Source organism: Erwinia aphidicola (assembly GCF_024169515.1).
Taxonomy (GTDB): domain Bacteria; phylum Pseudomonadota; class Gammaproteobacteria; order Enterobacterales; family Enterobacteriaceae; genus Erwinia; species Erwinia aphidicola.
In genome coordinates, this window is sequence record NZ_JAMKCQ010000001.1 from 2,456,136 (window position 1) to 2,474,905 (window position 18,770).

16 protein-coding genes are annotated in these 18,770 nt (G+C 59.5%); all 16 read left to right on the plus strand.

What is annotated here, in order from left to right; all coding sequences use genetic code 11:
• Positions 1-3: 3 nt before the first annotated feature.
• The 16 genes from J2Y91_RS11420 (at position 4) to J2Y91_RS11495 (ending at position 18,739) form a co-directional block, all read left to right on the plus strand.
• Positions 4-999 carry a hypothetical protein gene (locus J2Y91_RS11420; RefSeq protein WP_133624682.1) on the plus strand — a complete coding sequence of 332 codons (996 nt, stop codon included), beginning with the start codon at positions 4-6 and terminating at the stop codon, positions 997-999.
• 9 nt (positions 1,000-1,008) lie between these two features.
• Positions 1,009-1,836, plus strand: coding sequence for a type VI secretion system accessory protein TagJ (locus J2Y91_RS11425; protein ID WP_133624680.1), 828 nt, complete (start codon positions 1,009-1,011; stop codon positions 1,834-1,836).
• On the plus strand, positions 1,833-2,399 hold the full coding sequence (gene tssE, locus J2Y91_RS11430) for a type VI secretion system baseplate subunit TssE (RefSeq protein ID WP_133624678.1): 567 nt from the start codon (positions 1,833-1,835) through the stop codon (positions 2,397-2,399). Before J2Y91_RS11425 ends, tssE begins: the two co-directional genes overlap by 4 nt.
• Positions 2,400-2,416: 17 nt before the next feature.
• Positions 2,417-4,291 (plus strand): type VI secretion system baseplate subunit TssF, encoded by a 1,875-nt coding sequence (gene tssF, locus J2Y91_RS11435; RefSeq protein ID WP_133624676.1) that lies wholly within the window; start codon positions 2,417-2,419, stop codon positions 4,289-4,291.
• Positions 4,288-5,340, plus strand: coding sequence for a type VI secretion system baseplate subunit TssG (gene tssG / locus J2Y91_RS11440; RefSeq protein ID WP_133624673.1), 1,053 nt, complete (start codon positions 4,288-4,290; stop codon positions 5,338-5,340). Before tssF ends, tssG begins: the two co-directional genes overlap by 4 nt.
• Before the next feature lie 57 nt (positions 5,341-5,397).
• Positions 5,398-8,010, plus strand: coding sequence for a type VI secretion system ATPase TssH (tssH, locus tag J2Y91_RS11445; RefSeq protein WP_133624671.1), 2,613 nt, complete (start codon positions 5,398-5,400; stop codon positions 8,008-8,010).
• A gap of 144 nt (positions 8,011-8,154) precedes the next feature.
• Positions 8,155-9,588 carry a serine/threonine protein kinase gene (locus tag J2Y91_RS11450; protein ID WP_133624669.1) on the plus strand — a complete coding sequence of 478 codons (1,434 nt, stop codon included), beginning with the start codon at positions 8,155-8,157 and terminating at the stop codon, positions 9,586-9,588.
• Between the two features lie 46 nt (positions 9,589-9,634).
• Complete coding sequence (locus J2Y91_RS11455; RefSeq protein WP_133624667.1) at positions 9,635-12,037, plus strand: type VI secretion system Vgr family protein; 2,403 nt, start codon at positions 9,635-9,637, stop codon at positions 12,035-12,037.
• Positions 12,038-12,051: 14 nt separating this feature from the next.
• A complete protein-coding gene (locus J2Y91_RS11460; protein WP_133624665.1) occupies positions 12,052-12,423 on the plus strand; it encodes a hypothetical protein in 372 nt (123 codons plus the stop codon).
• Between the two features lie 252 nt (positions 12,424-12,675).
• Positions 12,676-13,065, plus strand: a complete 390-nt coding sequence (locus tag J2Y91_RS11465) for a hypothetical protein (RefSeq protein WP_133624663.1) — start codon at positions 12,676-12,678, stop codon at positions 13,063-13,065.
• A 113-nt stretch (positions 13,066-13,178) separates the two neighbouring features.
• Positions 13,179-13,565 carry a hypothetical protein gene (locus J2Y91_RS11470; RefSeq protein ID WP_133624661.1) on the plus strand — a complete coding sequence of 129 codons (387 nt, stop codon included), beginning with the start codon at positions 13,179-13,181 and terminating at the stop codon, positions 13,563-13,565.
• Between the two features lie 157 nt (positions 13,566-13,722).
• Positions 13,723-14,019 (plus strand): hypothetical protein, encoded by a 297-nt coding sequence (locus tag J2Y91_RS11475; RefSeq protein WP_253538419.1) that lies wholly within the window; start codon positions 13,723-13,725, stop codon positions 14,017-14,019.
• A 104-nt stretch (positions 14,020-14,123) separates the two neighbouring features.
• Complete coding sequence (locus tag J2Y91_RS11480) at positions 14,124-16,664, plus strand: DUF2169 family type VI secretion system accessory protein (RefSeq protein ID WP_133624657.1); 2,541 nt, start codon at positions 14,124-14,126, stop codon at positions 16,662-16,664.
• Complete coding sequence (locus J2Y91_RS11485; RefSeq protein ID WP_133624655.1) at positions 16,661-17,722, plus strand: pentapeptide repeat-containing protein; 1,062 nt, start codon at positions 16,661-16,663, stop codon at positions 17,720-17,722. Before J2Y91_RS11480 ends, J2Y91_RS11485 begins: the two co-directional genes overlap by 4 nt.
• 9 nt (positions 17,723-17,731) lie before the next feature.
• Positions 17,732-18,337, plus strand: a complete 606-nt coding sequence (locus tag J2Y91_RS11490; RefSeq protein WP_133624653.1) for a DUF3540 domain-containing protein — start codon at positions 17,732-17,734, stop codon at positions 18,335-18,337.
• A 9-nt stretch (positions 18,338-18,346) separates the two neighbouring features.
• Positions 18,347-18,739 carry a DUF4150 domain-containing protein gene (locus J2Y91_RS11495; RefSeq protein ID WP_133624651.1) on the plus strand — a complete coding sequence of 131 codons (393 nt, stop codon included), beginning with the start codon at positions 18,347-18,349 and terminating at the stop codon, positions 18,737-18,739.
• Positions 18,740-18,770: the final 31 nt, after the last annotated feature.

Consider the following 18,770-nt stretch of genomic DNA (forward strand, 5'->3'; position numbering starts at 1 on the left):
GTTATGAAATATTGGCTGTCAGGTGCTCTCTCACTCCTGCTCGCGTCCAGCGCCTGGGCGCAGGACTATCAGATTGTGCAGTCCCGCTCGCTCAAGCTGGATATCTGGATCGACAACGTTAAAAGCAACAGTCCGCAAAGCTGGTGCGCGCGCGAACTGCCGCTGCGCATCGTCGCCAACGGCAAGAAAGATCCGGCGCTGCTGGATGATTTCCTGCCGCGCGTCGCCAGCCTGTTACAGAGCCAGTGCGCTTCGCTCAGCCAGATCCACTGGCAGATGAACGATAGCGCCGGAGCCAAACTGGCGCAGGGCAGCGCCAGCAAAGCGCAGGAGTGGGTTCCCGTGGTGACGCCGGAGGCGCCCGCAGCAGCTGCCGTGGCTGCGGCGACACCGCCGGCCGAAGTGGCGCGCACGGCCCCAGCGGCAGAAGATCTCTCCCCACCCGCCGATACCACGCCGTGGATGCAGTTCAGCCTGATGGACGGCTGCCACTTCCGCACCTGGTGGCGCGGCAGCAGCCAGACCAGCGCACTGTTCGTTCCGGCCAAAGGCGGCGTCAGCTGCGGTGCTGATGGCTGGCTGAGCGGATCGGGGCAGATCACCCTCGTCGGGCACGGCGCCAGCAAAAGCCAGCGCATGAGCTTCCTGCAGGGCTTCCCGGTGGCTGGCCTGAATAACAGAGCGCCAGCCCACGCGCTGCAGATACTGACGGTCAACAACCAGCGCATGGTGCTGAGCGATGAGAAACAGCCCGGCAGCTGGATGGTCCTGCCTTACGCGCCGGAGCTGAACGGTTTCCAGGCCAGCGGCGAGCTGGTGGTACAGATCAGCGCGCAGGACGCGGCGGATAAAACCCTGCTGCAAAAGCGCCTGAATGAGATACGTAACCTGTGGTCACCGTACCTGAGTAACAGCACCGACCTGACCATCAAACTGGTGGATGCGCTGCACCCGCAGCTGCAGGACCCGGCCGCCGGGGCATTCAGCACGCTTCATTAAGGAAAGACCATGCACTCATTACAACAGCTCGTGGCCGGACAGTCGCTGAATGAAGCGCTGGCCCAGGTGGAAGGCCAGATCAAACAGAAGCCCGCCGATGCCGACCTGCGCGCCAGCTTCGTCCAGCTGCTGTGCCTGGTGGGGAACTGGAGCCGGGCGCTGACCCAGCTGAAAAGCTGGCGGGCGCTGAAGCCGCAGGCGCAGCCGACGGTCAACCTGCTGGAGCAGGCGATCGGCGGTGAGTTAAAGCGTGCCCTGGTGTTTAGCGGCAAGGCCACACCGCGTATGCCGGGCGACGGCTGGAGCTGGGCAGAGCAGCTGTTACAGGCGCTGACGGCCGATCGTTGTGGCGACCATGCGCAGGCCCAGGCGCTACGTGCCGCCGCCTTTGACGCCGCCGCGCTGAATCCCGGCCAGCTGATGCGCCAGGGGGAAGCGCAGCCGCACGCTTTTGACTGGCTGATGGATGGCGACAGCCGCTTAGGGCCGCTGTGCGAGCTGATGGTTAACGGTGAGTACAGCTGGCTGCCGTTCGGCGCCATCAGCGAGCTGCGTTTTCAGCCCCCGGCCAGCGTCACCGACCTGGTGTGGCGCCATACGCTGGTGCGGCTGATCGACGGCAGCGAACAGGTGTGCCAGATCCCGGCGCGCTACCCGCTGGCGCAGGACGCCGACGACCGTTACCGGCTGGGATCGCTGACCGAATGGCAGCCTTTACCTGCTGATGAGCAGCAATTCAGCGGCCACGGCCAAAAAAGCTGGCTCAGCGCGCAGGATGACTTTCCGCTGCTGAACCTGGAGACGCTGACCTTCGCCGCAGCGGAGCCTGCACCATGAGCCAGCAAAGCGGAGACGGGCACGACCTGCTGCACGGCGGCTACCGCCAGCGCCGCCAGCAGGAGAGCTTAAGCGCGCGCGACAAAATGCAGGCCTCGCTGCTCGACCGCCTGACCGATAACGCGCCCGATAAGCAGCAGGAGGCGGCTTACCACACGTTGATCTCGCACAGCTCGCTGCGCCGTAACGTACTGCGCGACCTGCAGTGGCTGTTTAACACCATCAACAACGAAGCCCAGCAGGACCTGCAACCCTTTCCGCAGGTTAAACGCTCCACGCTCAACTTCGGTATCGCGCCGCTGGCCGGGCAGCGCATGTCGGACATTGAGTGGCTGGATATTCAGCGCAAGCTGACGGCGGCGATCCTCAACTTCGAGCCGCGCATCCTGCCGGGCGGCCTGCAGGTGCGCTGCGTCTCCGACACCGGATCGCTCGACCTGCACAACGTGCTGTCGATAGAGATTAAGGGCCGCCTGTGGTGCGTGCCGTACCCGCTTGAATTCCTGTTTCGTACCGATGTGGATCTGGAAAACGGTCACTTTGAGCTGAAAGATATCGGTTAATAAAGAAGGTCATTGTCATGGACAGCAAGCTGCTTGATTACTACAACCGCGAACTGGCCTACCTGCGTGAGATGGGGGCCGAGTTTGCCGGGCGCTATCCCAAGGTTGCCGGGCGTCTGGGGATGCGCGGCGATGAAGTGGCGGACCCTTACGTTGAGCGGCTGATGGAGGGTTTCGCCTTTCTCACCTCGCGCGTACAGCTGAAGATGGATGCCGAGTTCCCGCGTTTTTCCCAGCGCATGCTGGAGATGATCGCGCCGAACTATCTCGCGCCGACGCCGTCGATGGCCATCGCCGAGCTGCACCCGGACAGCCGCAAGGGCGATATCAGCGGCGGATTCTGCGTGCCGCGCGGCACCATGATGGACAGCCAGATCCTCAAGCAGAGCGGCGTGACCTGCAGCTACACCACTGCCCACGACGTGATGCTGCAACCGCTGGAAATAAAGCAGGTCGAGCTGGGCGGCATCCCGGCCAATATCCCGCTCGGCCAGCTTGGGCTGAGCCAGCTGGGGGCGGTGAGCGCGCTGCGCATCCGCCTGAAGTGCGATGAAGCGGTAACGCTGGCGCACCTTAACTTCGACAGCCTGATGTTTTTCCTCAGCGGCCCGGATATGCAGGCGCAGCAGCTGCTAGAGCTGGTGATGCAGCACTACGTGGGCGGCTTCTGCCAGAGCGTGACGGCCAGCCCGCGCCGCACGCTGCTGGATGATGGCGCGGTGCAGCAGGAGGGCTTCGCGCCGGAACAGGCGCTGCTGCCGGATGACCTGCGTAACTTTGATGGCTACCGCCTGCTGCAGGAGTATTTTGCCTTCCCGGCGCGCTTCCAGTTTATCAGCATCAGCCAGCTGCGCCCGCTGTTGCAGGGCGCAGGGGAAGGGGAGCGTGAGTTTGACATCGTGCTGCTGCTGGATAAAAGCAGCGAGGCGCTGGAACGGGTGATTGATCGCAGCCACCTGGCGCTGCACTGCACCCCGGTGATCAACCTGTTCCCGAAGGTGGCAGAGCGCCAGAAGCTGAATGACAGCGTGCATGAGTATCACCTGGTGGTGGATAACATCCGCCCGCTCGATTACGAGATCTTCTCGGTGCAGAAGCTGTATGCCAGCGGTGATAACCAGCGCGAGGAGCAGCTGTTCCGCCCGTTCTGGAGCACCTTCAGCGACGACGGCGGTAACTACGGCGCCTATTTTTCGCTGCGCCGCGAGCAGCGCACGCTGTCGGAACACGCGCAGCGCTACGGCACGCGCACCGGCTATGTCGGCTCGGAAGTGTTTCTCTCGCTGGTGGATGAACAGCACGCGCCGTGGCATGAAGATCTGCGCCACCTCAGCGCGGAAGTGCTCTGCACCAGCCGCGACCTGCCGCTGCTGCTGCAGCAGCAGCAGGGCAACTTTGTGATGCCGGACTCGGTGCCGATCCGCCAGCTGACGCTGCGCAAAGGGCCAACGCCGCCGCGTGCTGCGCTGGCCGAGGGCAAAATCGCCTGGCGGCTGATCAGCCATTTGCAGATGAACTACCTCAGCCTGATGGACGGCGATGACGGCCAGGGAGCCGCCGCGCTGCGCCAGATGCTTGGGCTGTATGCCAATCTGGCCGATGCCCCGGTGGCGCGCCAGATTGAGGGCATTCGCCACTGCCAGCTTAAGCCGGTGTTCCGCCGGGTGCCGGAGCCGGGACCGATTGTGTTCGCCCGCGGCATCAGCGTTGAGCTGGAGGTGGATGAACAGGCGTTTTCCGGCGCCAGCCCGTGGCTGCTCGGCAGCGTGCTGGAGCGGGTTTTCTCACGGCTGGTAGCGATTAACACCTTCACCGAAGTGACGCTCAACAGCCAGCAGCGTGGGGAGGTCGGCTACTGGGCGCCGCGCATGGGTAAAAGGACGCTGATATGACCGCGCAGGCTGCAAAAATTCATCGCCTGAAGCGCCTGCCCGCCGACTTCTGGCCCGCGCTGCAGGCCGCGCCCTGGCGTTACGATCTGTTCCAGCTGCTGCGGCGCATCGATGCACAGGGCGGGGAGCGTTATCCGCTGGGGCGTGCGCCGCTGCCGCGCCATGAACCGCTGCGCATCGGCCAGCTGCCCTCGCTGGCGTTTGCTCCCTCGACCATTGCCAGCGTTACGCCGCGCGACGGCAGTCCGCTGCATGAGGTGTCGATCTACAGCTTCGGGCTGTTTGGCCCTAACGGACCGCTGCCGGTTCACCTGACCGAGTACGCGCGTGAGCGCATCTATCACCAGCAGGACCACAGCTTCACTGCCTTTGCCGACCTGTTTCACCACCGGCTGACGCTGCTGTTCTACCGCGCCTGGGCCGATGCGCAGCCGACCGTGGCGCTGGATCGCGCCGGGCAGCGCCATTTTGAGCAGTACATCGCCAGCCTGATCGGCATGGGCCAGCCGGGCCAGCTGCAAAAAGGCAGCCTGAGCGACCACGCCCGCTTCGCCGTTGCCGGGCACCTGGCGCGCCAGGGGCGCGACGGCGAAGGGCTGGAGAAGGTCCTGCGCCACTATTTTCGCGTGCCGGTAAAGCTGGTGGAGAACGTGCCGCACTGGCAGCCGATTGACCCGCGGGAGCGCGCCAGCCTCGGGGCCGGACGGCGTAAACCGCGCCTCGGCGAGTCGGCATTCCTCGGCGTGGCGGTGCGCGATGTGCAGCATAAGTTTCGTATCGAGCTGGGGCCGCTGCCGCTGGAGAAGTACAACCGCCTGCTGCCCGGCGAACCCTGGGCCGTGCAGCTGCGCGACTGGGTGCGCCAGTATCTCGGCATCGAATACGTCTGGGACGTGCGCCTGACGCTGGCGGCGCCGGACGTGCAGGGCATCACCCTCGGCGGCAGCGGGCGGCTGGGCTACAGCAGCTGGCTCGGCCAGCCCGCAACGCCGCAGCCGCGCAGTGACTTAACCTATAGCCCGGAAGTGCAGGAAGAGATCGTCAGCTGACCCCTTGCCTGAGGGCAGGATCCTATCCCATCAGATCTATAACCACTGAGAATAATCATGTCAGAGATAAGCCGCGCCGTACTGTTCGGCAAACTGGATACGCTGTTATTTACCTCTCTGGAAAGCGCCACCGCCTTTTGTAAACTGCGCGGCAATCCCTATGTGGAGCTGGTTCACTGGCTGCATCAGCTGATGCAGCACCAGGACGGCGATTTACAGCAGCTGATCCGCTATTTTTCACTGGATGAAGAGGCGCTGACGCGCGATATCGTGGCGGCGCTCGATCGGCTGCCGCGCGGGGCCAGCGCGGTTTCTGACCTCTCTGAACATATCGACAGCGCGGTGGAGCGCGCCTGGGTTTACGGCTCGCTGAAGTTTGGCGTGCAGCAGATCCGCGGCGGCCATCTGCTGATCGGCATGCTGAAAACCTTCAACCTCGCCAATCTGCTGAAAGGCATCTCGCCTCAGTTCAGCCGCATCAGCATGGACGTGCTGCTGGAGCAGTTCGACGCGGTATTCGACGGCAGCAAAGAGGCGGCGCAGGTTGCCGCCGCACCGCAGGGTAACGCGGGTAGCGTTCCGCAGCAGCAGGGCACGCTGGCGCAGTATGCGCAGGACCTGACGGCGCGCGCGCGCGACGGCAAGATTGACCCGGTGGCCGGGCGTGACGAGGAGATCCGCCAGATGGTCGATATCCTGATGCGCCGCCGCCAGAACAACCCGCTGCTGACCGGCGAGGCGGGCGTCGGCAAAACCGCCGTGGTCGAAGGGCTGGCGCTGCGCATCGCCGCCGGCGACGTTCCGGCCCCGCTGCAGGAGGTGCAGCTGTGGCTGCTGGATATCGGCATGCTGCAGGCGGGTGCAGGGATGAAAGGCGAGTTTGAGGCGCGCCTGCAGGCGCTGATTAACGAAGTGCAGTCGAGCCCGACGCCGATCGTGCTGTTTATCGACGAGATCCACACCCTGATCGGTGCGGGCGGGCAGCAGGGCACCGGTGATGCCGCCAACCTGCTGAAGCCGGCGCTGGCACGCGGCCAGCTGCGCACCATCGGCGCCACCACCTGGGCGGAGTACAAAAAGTATATTGAGAAAGACCCGGCGCTGACCCGCCGCTTTCAGACCGTACAGGTCCACGAGCCGGACGAAGAGAAAGCGCTGCTGATGCTGCGCAGCACCGTCAGCCCGCTGGAGAAGCATCACCGCGTGCTGCTGCTCGATGAAGCGGTGGCGGCGGCGGTGAAGCTGTCGCACCGCTACATCCCTGCGCGCCAGCTGCCGGATAAAGCCGTGGCGCTTTTAGATACCGCCTGCGCGCGCGTGGCCGTCAGCCAGAGCGCGCAGCCGCCGCAGCTGGAAGACTGCCTGCACCGCATTCACGCGCTGGAGATCGAGCGCGATATCGCCGGGCGCGAAGCGCGTCTCGGCATCGGTGAAGGCGGGCGCGTGGCGGCACTGGAGCAGCAGCTGAGCGAGCTGGCCGCCCAGCGCGACCAGCTGAGCGCGCGCTGGCAGCAGGAGCAGGCGCTGGTCGATGCGATTATCGCCCTGCGGGCGCAGCTTCATGATGAAAGCGTGGAAGAGCCTGAAGCGCTGCACCAGCAGCTCAGCGCCCGGCAGCAGGCGCTGCGCGAGCTGCAGGGGGAAACGCCGCTGCTGTTTGCCGCAGTGGATGCCAACGTGGTGGCGGCGGTGGTTTCCGACTGGACCGGCATCCCGCTGGGACGCATGGTGAAAAACGAGATCGACGCGGTGCTGAAGCTGGCCGATACCCTCAACCAGCGGGTGATTGGTCAGCGCCACGGGCTGGAGCTGATCGCCCGCCGCGTGCGTACCTCGCGCGCGCGGCTTGATGACCCGAACAAGCCGGTCGGCGTGTTTATGCTGTGCGGCCCGTCCGGCGTTGGTAAAACCGAGACCGCGCTGGCGCTGGCAGAGACGCTGTACGGCGGCGAGCAGAACATCATCACCATCAATATGAGCGAATTCCAGGAAGCGCACACCGTCTCCACCCTTAAGGGCGCGCCTCCCGGCTATGTCGGCTACGGCGAAGGCGGTGTGCTGACCGAGGCGGTGCGCCGCCGTCCTTACAGCGTGGTGCTGCTCGACGAGATCGAAAAAGCGCACCCGGACGTGCACGAGATCTTCTTCCAGGTGTTTGATAAAGGCTGGATGGAGGATGGCGAAGGACGGCATATCGACTTCCGCAACACCATTATCATCCTCACTTCCAACGTCGGCACCCAGCTGATTGACGCAATGTGTGCCGACCCGGAGCTGATGCCGGAGCCGGAAGTGCTGGCCGGGGCGCTGCGCCCGCCGCTGCTGGAGGTGTTCCCGCCTGCGCTGCTCGGTCGCCTGCTGGTGGTGCCGTACTACCCGCTGAGCGATGCGATGCTGGCGCAGATTGTGCGCCTGCAGCTGCAGCGCATTCAGCGCCGCCTGGAGGAGAACCACGGTATCGCCTCGGTGGTCGACGACAGCGTGATTGCGCAGATTGTGCAGCGCTGCACTGAAGTGGAGTCCGGTGGCCGTATGGTTGACGCCATCCTCACCAATACCCTGTTGCCGCAAATGAGCCAGATGCTGCTGTCTGCCAGCGCGCGCGACGAACAGTATCGCCGCCTGCATGTCTCACTGCTTGAAGGTGAGTTCCACTGTCAATTTGCCTGATACCCGTCATTCTTCAAGCTGCAGATGCGTTGGCTGCATGCGCTCACCCGAATCACTTACTCCAGTAAGCTCATCGGGATTCGCTCTTTTGCCGCCTTCCTGCAACTCGAATTATTTAGGGTATCGCTATGAGAGTTATCCATAATGTCTGAACATGATAACAACCGCACGGTGCCGAACGCACTGCCGGTCGGCTACCGCTTCAATGAGTTTGAGATTGAGCAGGTGATTGGCGGCGGCGGCTTTGGCATTGTCTATCGCGCCCGCGACCATCAGCTGGAGCGCACCATCGCCATCAAAGAGTTTATGCCCGCCTCGCTGGCGGCGCGTAACAGCGACCTGACGCTGGTGCTGCGCAGCGAGCACTTCAGTAAAACCTTTCACGCCGGGCTGAACAGCTTTATTCAGGAAGCGCGCCTGCTGGCGCGTTTTAACCACCCGAACCTGCTGCACGTGCTGCGCTTCTGGGTGCAGAACGACACCGCCTATATGTGTACCGCGTTTTACAGCGGCACCACGCTGTCGCAGCTGCATCAGCAGCGCCCGCAGATCATCGACGAGGCCTGGATCCGCCGCCTGCTGCCGCCGCTGTTTGGCGCGATTAACGCTATCCACCAGGAGGGCTACCTGCACCGCGATATCTCGCTGGATAACATCCAGATCCAGGATAACGGCGTGCCGGTGCTGCTTGACTTTGGCTCGGCGCGTAAGGCGATTGGCAACCTGTCCGATGAAACCGAGACCATGCTCAAGCCCGGCTTCGCGCCGATTGAGCAGTACAGCGACGACAACGAGAGCGAGCAGGGCACCTGGACCGATATCTATGCGCTGGGCGCGGTGCTGCACACTCTGATTGTCGGCGCGCCGCCGACCGTCAGCGTGGTGCGCAGCATTGAAGACAGCTACCAGCCGCTGACCGAACGCCGCCCGGCGGGCTACTCGCTGCCGCTGCTTAACGCCATTGACCAGGCGCTGGCGCTGCATCCGGAAGACCGCCCGCAGACCGTCGATGCCTTTGCCGCACTGATGGAGCTGCCGGTCTCTGACATCAACGAGATCCACGAAGTGAAAGTCAGCGGGCCGGGCACCATGCTGGTGCCGGTTGAGCCAGAAGCGCAAGCGCCCGCCCCGGTTAACCGGCTGCAGCGCTTTATGCTGCCGGGCCTGGTGGCCGCCGGGGTGCTGGTGGGGATCGGCGTTGGGGTGCTGATGGGTTCATCCGGCGGCGACGATGCCCCGGTGGCCGCGCAGGCGCCGGCTGAGACGCCCGCGCAGCAGAGCGCCAGCAATGCCGCGCCCGCTAACAGTGGCGCGGCGGCGCCAGAAGCGGCAGCGACGCCTGCTGCCGCACCGCCGCCGCCGGAGCCGATTGCCCAGGTCTATATCCGGCTGCAGCCGGGCGACAAAGTGCAGGTGAACGGCAAAGCCGAAGCGCTGGTGCCGTCGCCAAACGGCTTTGCCACCCTGCAGCTGCCGCCTGGCAACTATCAGTTTGACGTCACCAATCGCGGTGAAACCCGCAGTCAGAGCATCACTATTGAGCAGGAAGGTGCGTGGCTGCTGAACCCGCAGAGCTGACGCTAACGCCCGCCGCGTGCGGGCACCGCATTCAGGGAGCAAGATAATGTTTGATCGTATTACCGCCACCACCCCCGCCGGAGACGGCACCCTGCAGTTCTGGAAGCTGGAGGGGATGGAAGTGGTCTCGCGCAGCTTTGAGCTGACCGTGACGCTGCTCAGCACCGACGCGCGCCTTGACCGCCGGGCGATGCTCGGCCAGCCGATCACGCTGACCATTCCCACCACCGCGCTGGCCGCCGCGCCGCGCTACCTCAACGGCAAAATCACCTCGGTGAAGGTGCACAGCGCCGACCTGAACGGTACGCGCTACGCGGTGTATACCCTGGTGATGGAGTCCGACCTGTGGCCGCTGAAGCGCGACCGCAACCAGCGCATCTTCCAGAACCAGCGCCTGCCGGACATCATTAAAACCGTGCTCGGCGAGTACGGGGTCAACGTGGAGGACAGGCTGGCGGGCGACTACCGCACGTGGGAGTACTGCGTGCAGTACCAGGAGAGCAGCTACGACTTTATCTCGCGCCTGATGGAGCTGGAGGGGATCTACTTCTTCTTCCGCCACGACGCGGAGCAGCACACGCTGGTGATGTTCGACGCGCCGCAGCAGCACCAGCCGTTCGCCGGGTATGAGGCGATCCCCTATCACGCCACCGCCTCCGGCGGCTCGACGGATGAAGAGGGGATTGGCGCATGGTCGATAGCCGAGCGGGTCACGCCGGGCATCTACAGCCTGGACGACTACGACTTCCGCAAGCCGAACGCGTGGATGTTCCAGGCGCGGCAGAACCCGTCGTCGCCGCAGCCGGGCAAGATTGACTACTACGAGTGGCCGGGGCGCTTTGTTGAGCACAGCCACGGCGAGTTTTATGCGCGCATCCGCCAGGAGGAGTGGCAGGCGGAGCACCAGCGCATCGACGCCAGGGCGACCTCGACCGGCATCGTGCCGGGCTGCACCTTCACGCTGAGCAACCCGCCGTTCGCCAGCGACGCCGACGACTACCTGATCCTCAGCGCGCTGTACCACTTTGAAGAGAACACCTACGCCTCCGGCGGGGGCGAGAGCAACCATACGGTGTGGCTGACGGTGATCCCGTCCAGTACGCAGTTCCGCTCGGCGCAGCGCACCGCGTGGCCGCGCACCCACGGTCCGCAGACGGCGAAGGTGGTGGGGCCGCAGGGCGAATCAATCTGGACCGACAAATATGGCCGGGTAAAGGTGAAGTTTCACTGGGACCGTCACGCGAAGGGCGACGACACCAGCTCGTGCTGGGTGCGCGTGTCGAGCGCGTGGGCGGGCCAGGGATTTGGCGGGGTGCAGATCCCGCGCGTTAATGACGAGGTGGTGATCGACTTTATCAACGGTGACCCGGACCGGCCGATGGTGACGGGCCGCGTCTATAATGAATCCAGCATGCCGCCGTGGGCGCTGCCCGCCGCCGCCACGCAGATGGGCTTTATGACGCGCAGTAAAGACGGCACCAAAGACAACGCCAGCTATCTGTTTTTTGAGGATAAGCTGGGCAGTGAATCTGTGGACCTGCACTCAGAAAGAAATATGAATGTCTCTGTTGAAGGGATTCATAATGAAGTTGTGCATCAGCAGACCATCTACTCGCATATGAATACCCGCAATGTGACGGTTATGCAGCACGATACTCAGACGTTCAATAACGGTCAGACGATATCGGTGACCGCAAGTGGGCGTAATGAATCCATTGTTGATAATGAAACCAAGTGTGTGACAGGGTATTCCGATAACAGTTATACTGGCAACGTGATTATTAAAACGGATGCTACAGTGAGTACCAATGCGGTCAGCAAAATCATGTACGAGACACCTGAAGTAGTGTTCGGACAAGTGATTGATGCACAAGGAACTCCGAGTGCAGTGCCTGCTGTACCTTTTGATATCAAAAAAACAGTTGGTCCGGTGATGTCAGCACCTGGTACAACTGTGCCTGCCAGTGATTATCTCGCTTCAGCATCCGGTGCCGCCATCAGCGCAGCAACAAAGGTGACCTATAAAAAAGGTGTGGTGACTGATATTCAGGGCATTGATAAGCTAACCGTGCAGCAAAATCAGATTGTCGATGTTAAAGGGAATGTCGCGAGGACTATCCAGGGTACTTATGCAGATACAGTTATGGGTGAAATGACAATCTACTCTCCTAGTAAGATCACAATAAAAAGTGATACGGAAGTGAATGTGGATACTCCTTGGGCGGTTGAAACTAAGTGGAATACGACTAGTTTAGCTGCAACAAATTTTTCTACCACAGGAACTGGTGTCTCCTTGACAGGATTAAATGTAGGCATAACTACTACGAAGTTGGAAAATAATCCAGTGGCTATTGTTTGGAATAATGGGCTTAAGTTTAAATCAGGGGCTATGACAACCTCAAATTACTTGTTGGCATTAAAAAATGCGGCGTTGACATTATTTAACTAGTAAGGGTCTATAAGATGTTTTTTTGGAAATCATTAAATTATATTATTCCTGCAATAGTTGTTTTTATTATAATCTTTATGATTTTTCGGTCCATGAAAAATGGAAAGGTAGAAAGGGAGATAGCTGCTAACCCTGTTTTTGTTGAGGCAACCATCGTCAAGGTTGTGCCTGGGACACCTTCTACAAATGGTCTTGTTAACATCACTTTTGATTATGAGTTTAACGATGATAAAGGAAAATTAGTAGAACGGAAGAATTACCTCACTGCAATTAAAACTATGGATTTGTATAACTTTAATGTTGGAGGGAAGTTAGGAGTTATGTACCTCAAGACGGACTCATCAAAAAACATGCTAACGATGAAAAATGCTCTTGAAGAGCAATGATTTCAATGTGAGAATTTGATTTATTTTCAGGTGCTCCTTAAGAATATCTGGTTTCTAAAAGTAGTATGCATCTTCGAAGTTTTTATTACATGGTGAGTATGAAAGTTATAATGTAGTGTAAGTATGATAACTGAATGTAATTGTGACGATTTCTTATTGGGCTATTTTTTAAAGTTGGCAGATTGTGCGTCAAAAAAAGTTAGTCGTATGTTCCGGTAATGGTTATTTTAAAAATTATCATGATGGGTTTGAATGGATATGCCCTGGATTTTAAATGCATTATTAGTAATTTCCCTTATTCTTGCTATGAATTTTTTTGTCAGAAGGGCAATAAAGAAGTCTCAATTACACCGCGAAAACATCACGAATAAAGGCACAAGTGTCAACCTGACGATTTTATCCATGAAGCAAAGTGGTGTTTTCATAAACAACTGTCCCGTTTTATTACTCAAGCTTAGAGTTGAAGACGTTGCAACTGGTGATAACTGGGTCATAGATGAATTCAAGGAGACTGCGTTACTGATAGCTCTTAATGACTATCAGTCAGGTAATGTTTACCAGGGGAAACTTGACAGAAATAAAAGTGAAATTATTTTTGTTCGTGATCCTGGTGGAAAACCCATTCTCTTGGACAGGAAGTGAGATGGTCAAGATAGAAATTGCTTTTCCGATAAAGGGAGGTTAGTAACAATAGTGATTTCTGTTGAAACTATAATTAGTGTCTTACTATAATATTTTGAAGGCTGATAATGGGTATGAAGGAAGCGATTGCATCGATGTCTGGCATTGAATTAACTTTCATGATGACCGGAATTCTTGTTCCTATGGTCTTCATTGTTTTTACTATCTTTTCCTTTAAGGGAAAGTCTAAAGGAACTGTTGATGCTTTCAGAGTAATTAAGCATGAATCATGGGCAGGAGACCTTATCAGTACAAAAATGGAATCTTGGCAACAGACTGATATAAGCTATGGAAATGACCTTTTTTTTGATGTGTTTTTTTATACAGGTGATGGATCAGAAATGAAATCAGCCAAGGCACTTGTTGCTCTGAGCGATATGCACCTGCTTAAAAAAGGGTTGGATATCATTGTGAAGCAAGATAAGAAGGGAAGGATTGCAGTAGTAAAAATAGATTATTAATATTCAGAATTTGAATAAAACATTCTAAAAAAGCTACTTATTTTTAATATTTTTTTTACGATGTTTTGATGGCTGGGTTCCCCTCCTTTAATCAATGTAATGTGCCTTGGTTTATAATGTTGATTAATTCATTATAGGTTAAATTATTAATGGTGTTGTGACGGTGTTAATTGCCTGCTTTATATATTCAGCAGTTGCGTTGCTATTTATTTATGTTTTGATTTCACTGTATCGCAGAGATCTCAGGAACAAAAAAATCAAAAACGAAGTCTTGAGGGATGGGGTTGATACCACCGCGGTCATCACTCAGGTTGCCAGTCGCTCTGGCGGTAATTCAGGGTTTATCAATATCTCCATAGACTTTCGTTATCAAAACCAACGTGGTGAAGAGCTGCACGGGCAGTCACTGGCGGTGATCGACGCCATGGACAGCGCGAAATATCAAGCCGGGTAGCGCATCAACATTCGTTATGCCCGCACCGATGCACGAAAAACCCTTGTTGATATTCCCAATCCCCTAATGAAACGGAAAAACAGATCTTCCTAAGGACGTATTCCATGAAGATTATCAAACCGCTGCGCCTCAGCGTGCTAAATCGCCCCTTTCGCCTGCAGGGAAAAAACCATCTTGGCGTTACGGTGCTGGCGCTGGCGGATATGGGGCCAAAACCTCAGCTGCGCCCGGAAGCGGAACTGTGGCAGCTGGCGGCCAGCGAGTTGCAGACCAGCGGCGGAGTGCTGGATATGGCGATCCCCAAGGCCCGCGCCGAATTTCTGGCAACCGGCTTTGCCTATACCCACCATCAGCAGGATAAAACCCTGTGCGCTGCGCGTATAGATGTCGAGTCGCGCAGCAAAACGCTCGCGATCTCCGGCGACCGAATCTGGTCCGGTTCACACCCCACGCCACCGCGCCCGTTTGAGCAGATGCGCCTCGACTGGAGCCGTGCCTTTGGCGGCGAAGGCTATGCCGATAATCCGCACGGCATCGGCGCGCTGGAGGAAACTCAGGATGGCATCAAGTATCGCCGCCTGCCGAATATTGAGCCGCTGCACCCGCGCATCACCTCACCACGCCAGCAGCCGGAACCGGTCAGCTTTGGCCCGCTGGATATGCAGTGGCCGCGCCGCATGAAGCGTATGGGCAAGGCCTATGACGCCAGCTGGCTGCAGAACGAGTTTCCCGGCTTCGCGCGCGATATCGACTGGCGGGTATTTAACGCCGCCAGCCCCGACCAGTGGTGGGACGATCGCGACAGCCTGCCCGATGAGGCCGAGTGGCGCATCTGGAATATGCACCCGGAGAAGGCCCTGCAGCAGGGCAGGCTGCCGCCGTGGCAGGCACGCTGCTTTATCAATCGCCAGCGCGGCGATGAGCTGCTGTTTGAAGAGATCCCGCTGCGCGCCACCACCGTCTGGTTCTTCCCGCACCTGGAGCAGATGGTGCTGATGTGGCAGGGCAACCGGCGCATCAACGAAGATGACGCCGCCGACGTGCAGCAGCTGATGCCCGCGCTGGAAACCACCGGCGCCACCCGCTCGCTGAATCACTATCGCAAAGTGCTGGCGCAGCGGCTGGATAAAGAGAAGGGCGCGCTGTTTGCCTTCCGGGAAAAAGATCTGGTGCCGGAACATGCCATCGGACCCTGGCTGGACAGCGAAGTGCAGACCAGCGAAAGCCCGATGCAGAACAATATGAAAAATCGTGCCAGCCAGCTACGCGAACAGCACCGCGCAACGCTGGAGGCGCAAGGGGGCGATATCAGCACGCTGCTGGCTGAGGTGGAAGAGCCGGAGATGCCAAAGCTGGACGAGCTGCCCGAATTTATCGAGAAGATGGAGCGTAAAGCGGCAGAGATGCAGCAGCAGGCCGAAGCGCGCAAGCGGGAGATGGAAGCGAAATATCCCGATGCCGCCAGCCGCGATAACCTGCCGCGTGGCCCGGAGTCAATGCACCGCATGCAGGAGATGCTGCACCAGCATGGCGACAAGATGACGCAGAAGAAACTGCAGCAGAGCCGCGAGGCGATGCACCAGCTGTACCTGATGTCGGTGCAGAGCCAGCCGCCTGCGCGGCGCTTAACCGGCGATATCGCGCTGATTATCCGCCAGCGTGCAGAACGCACCATGGCGCAGGGCGGTGACTTCAGCGGGCTGGATCTGACCGGGGCGGACTTCTCCGGGATGGATCTGCGCGGCGCTAATTTTCATCAAACCCTGCTGGAGTGCGCCGACCTCAGCGGCTGCCAGCTGGACGGTGCCAGCTTCACTGAAGCGATGCTGGCGCGTGCCAACCTGCACAACGCTTCGCTGCGCGGCTGCGACCTGAGCAGCGCCAGCCTGGCGCTGGCGCAGTGCCAGAACAGCTGTTTCAGCGGTGCGAAGCTGAAAGAGACGCAGCTGGAGCAGGCGCTGCTCGACGGCTGTGATTTCAGCCACGCCACGCTGGAGAACCTGCTGCTGCGCGAAAGCGGCATCAGCGGCTGCGGTTTCCGGCAGGCCACCCTTGAGGGCTGCATCTTTATGGAGATGACGCTGGCGCAGCCCGACTTCAGTCAGGCAACGCTGCGCAAAACCACCTTTCTGAAATGTCAGCTGCAGGCAGCGCGCTTCAGCGGTGCAGATCTTGAGAGCTGCTCCTGGGTGGAGAGCAACGCCGACGGGGCGCGCTTTGACCAGGCGACGCTGACCACCTGCGCGCTGGCTGCGGAAAGCTCGCTGGCCGGAGCCGATTTCAGCAGCGCAACGCTGAAGCAGAGCAACCTGCGCCAGACCGCGCTAAACGGCGCACAGTTTACGCTGGCGAAGTTAGAGAACAGCGACCTCAGCGAAGCCAACTGCCAGGGGGCCAACTTTACGCGCGCCAACCTGGTTGGCAGCCTGTTTATGCGCACCGACTTCCGCCACGCCGATTTTAGCGATGCGAATCTGATGGGCGCCCTGATGCAGAAAACGCAGCTGGGCGGCGCCCGCTTCCACGGTGCTAACCTGTTCCGCGCCGATCTGTCGCAGTCATTCACTGATGATACCACCGCGCTGACAGGGGCCTTTATCAAGCGGGTCAAAACCCTGCCAAAGCGTGACGGAGAAGTGATATGAACGCAGCCGAACTGCAGCAGAAGATCAAAGGCGGCGAACCGATCGGTGAGATCAATCTGGACGGCCTCGACCTCAGCGGCTGTGACCTCTCCGGCGGCATCTTGCAGGAGGTCTCACTGCAGGGGGCTAACCTGCGCGGCGCCAACCTGCATGAAACGGTGTTTACCGAGTGCCAGCTGGAGGGCGCAGATCTGACGGGTGCGACCCTGCAACAGACGGTGTTTAACCAGTGTGGCATGGCGCAGCTGCACACCAGCGACAGCGCGCTTAGCGAATGCGTGTTTAACCAGTGCGCGCTCAGCGGCAGTGACTTTGCGCGCAGCGTGCTGGATAAAACCCAGTTTATGCGCTGCGCGCTGGCGCACAGCCGCTTTAGCCAGTCGCGGCTTGAGCGCAGCACCTTTTTCGAATCCCCACTGACAGAAGCGCATTTCAACGGCTGCCGCTCCCTGCTGACCACCTTTTTTGGCATTGACCTGCGCAGCACCGATCTCAGCAGCAGTCAGTTTGAACGCGTGGTGTTCTTTAACTGCGACCAGCGCGGAAAAAGCTATGCGCAGCAGCAGTTTACTGGCTGCCAGTTTACCGACAATCAGCTGGACGGTGCCAACTTCAACGGTGCCCAGCTGACGCAGTGCAACTTCAAAGGAGCCTCGCTGAAGCAGGCTCAGCTGCGCCAGGTGAATGCCAGCCAGGCGCTGTTTATGGCGGCGGACCTGAGCGGCGCGCAGTGCCAGCACAGCCTTTTTGACCAGGCGCTGTTTGTCGGGGCCACGCTAAGCGGGGCCGACTTCAGCCACAGCCGCCTGTTTCAGAGCATCCTGCAGCAGGTCACGGCCTGCCAGACGTCGTTCGCCCTGTGCGACCTGACCTACAGCGATTTTTCCGCCGCCGATTTACGCCAGGCGGATTTTCGCAGCGCCACATTTTCCCGTACCCGCCTGCACCGGGCACGCCAGGAGAATGCCCACTTTTCCGACCGTCAGGGCATTCTTGAATATGATGAAGAGTTACTGGCTGCCGAAGCCTGGAGCATTGAGCGGCAGAGCCGCAGTTGAGGAGACATGATGAACAATATCAATCACAAACTGGCGCAGGCGGTAACGCTGCCCGTGCAGGCTTCCGGCAGCGTCACCCACGTTTTTGCCGATGGCAGCCTGACCGTTGAGAGTGAGGGGCGCGGCTGGCACTGCCAGCGTGCGGTGAGCTGCGTGATAGCCCCACAGGTGGGGGATCGGGTGTTGATCACTCACGTCGATAACCAGATCTGGCTGCTGGCGGTGCTGGAGCGGGCCAATCCGCAGGCGGCGGAGCTGAGCGTGCCGGGCGACCTGCATATTCGCAGCAGCGGTGAGCTCAGACTGAGCAGCGCGGCGCTGCGCGTCACGGCTGACGAGGGCGACTGCCATATTAGCGCGATGAACTACAGCGGCGACAAGCTCTCCGCGTGGGTCAGCCTGTCGCGCATCGTCGGCAAACGTGCCGAGTCCGTCTGGCAAACGGTGAGCCAGATCAGCCACAACCTGCTGCGCACCACGCGCAACACCGAGCAGGTGCGCGCCGGGCAGCTGGATATCAAGGCTGAAGACTATGCGCGCCTGCATGCGCACAACACGGTGATCACCTCGAAAGCGATCACCAAAGTCGATTCTGAACAGATCCATATGGGCTAAGGAGCTTCTATGTTTGCTAACTGCCAGCTGTTTGGCGTTGACCTCGCTTTTCCCGACGTCTGCCTGACGCCGATGCCGGTGCCGACGCCGGTTCCTTATCCGGATATCGCGCTGGGGCCGACGGCGATCCCTAATGCGCTAAATATTCTGTTTATGGGCATGCCCGCGCACAACATGGCGACGGTGACGCCGCTGACCAATGGTGATAACCCCGGCGTGGCGACCGGCGTGGCTTCCGGCACGGTAATGGGGCCGTCGCGCCATCTGACCGGGGCCTTTACCGTGCTGCTGAAGGGCACCCCGGCCACGCGGCTGACCAGCGTTACCCTGCAAAACTCCACCAATGCTATTGGCATGCGTATTGTGCCCAGCCAGTTCAAGGTGCTGATGCTGGCGCCTTAATTTGCTTCACAGGGTGTATGCCCGATTCGCT

What these genes read in the sequence shown, in the direction of transcription:
- J2Y91_RS11455 (WP_133624667.1), top strand. Translation starts at nt 9,635, where the DNA reads ATGTTTGATCGTATTACCGCCACCACCCCCGCCGGAGACGGCACCCTG.
- tssE (WP_133624678.1), top strand. Translation starts at nt 1,833, where the DNA reads ATGAGCCAGCAAAGCGGAGACGGGCACGACCTGCTGCACGGCGGCTAC.
- J2Y91_RS11485 (WP_133624655.1), top strand. Translation starts at nt 16,661, where the DNA reads ATGAACGCAGCCGAACTGCAGCAGAAGATCAAAGGCGGCGAACCGATC.
- J2Y91_RS11460 (WP_133624665.1), top strand. Translation starts at nt 12,052, where the DNA reads ATGTTTTTTTGGAAATCATTAAATTATATTATTCCTGCAATAGTTGTT.
- tssG (WP_133624673.1), top strand. Translation starts at nt 4,288, where the DNA reads ATGACCGCGCAGGCTGCAAAAATTCATCGCCTGAAGCGCCTGCCCGCC.
- tssF (WP_133624676.1), top strand. Translation starts at nt 2,417, where the DNA reads ATGGACAGCAAGCTGCTTGATTACTACAACCGCGAACTGGCCTACCTG.
- J2Y91_RS11470 (WP_133624661.1), top strand. Translation starts at nt 13,179, where the DNA reads ATGAAGGAAGCGATTGCATCGATGTCTGGCATTGAATTAACTTTCATG.
- J2Y91_RS11420 (WP_133624682.1), top strand. Translation starts at nt 4, where the DNA reads ATGAAATATTGGCTGTCAGGTGCTCTCTCACTCCTGCTCGCGTCCAGC.
- J2Y91_RS11465 (WP_133624663.1), top strand. Translation starts at nt 12,676, where the DNA reads ATGGATATGCCCTGGATTTTAAATGCATTATTAGTAATTTCCCTTATT.
- J2Y91_RS11495 (WP_133624651.1), top strand. Translation starts at nt 18,347, where the DNA reads ATGTTTGCTAACTGCCAGCTGTTTGGCGTTGACCTCGCTTTTCCCGAC.
- J2Y91_RS11490 (WP_133624653.1), top strand. Translation starts at nt 17,732, where the DNA reads ATGAACAATATCAATCACAAACTGGCGCAGGCGGTAACGCTGCCCGTG.
- J2Y91_RS11450 (WP_133624669.1), top strand. Translation starts at nt 8,155, where the DNA reads ATGTCTGAACATGATAACAACCGCACGGTGCCGAACGCACTGCCGGTC.
- tssH (WP_133624671.1), top strand. Translation starts at nt 5,398, where the DNA reads ATGTCAGAGATAAGCCGCGCCGTACTGTTCGGCAAACTGGATACGCTG.
- J2Y91_RS11480 (WP_133624657.1), top strand. Translation starts at nt 14,124, where the DNA reads ATGAAGATTATCAAACCGCTGCGCCTCAGCGTGCTAAATCGCCCCTTT.
- J2Y91_RS11425 (WP_133624680.1), top strand. Translation starts at nt 1,009, where the DNA reads ATGCACTCATTACAACAGCTCGTGGCCGGACAGTCGCTGAATGAAGCG.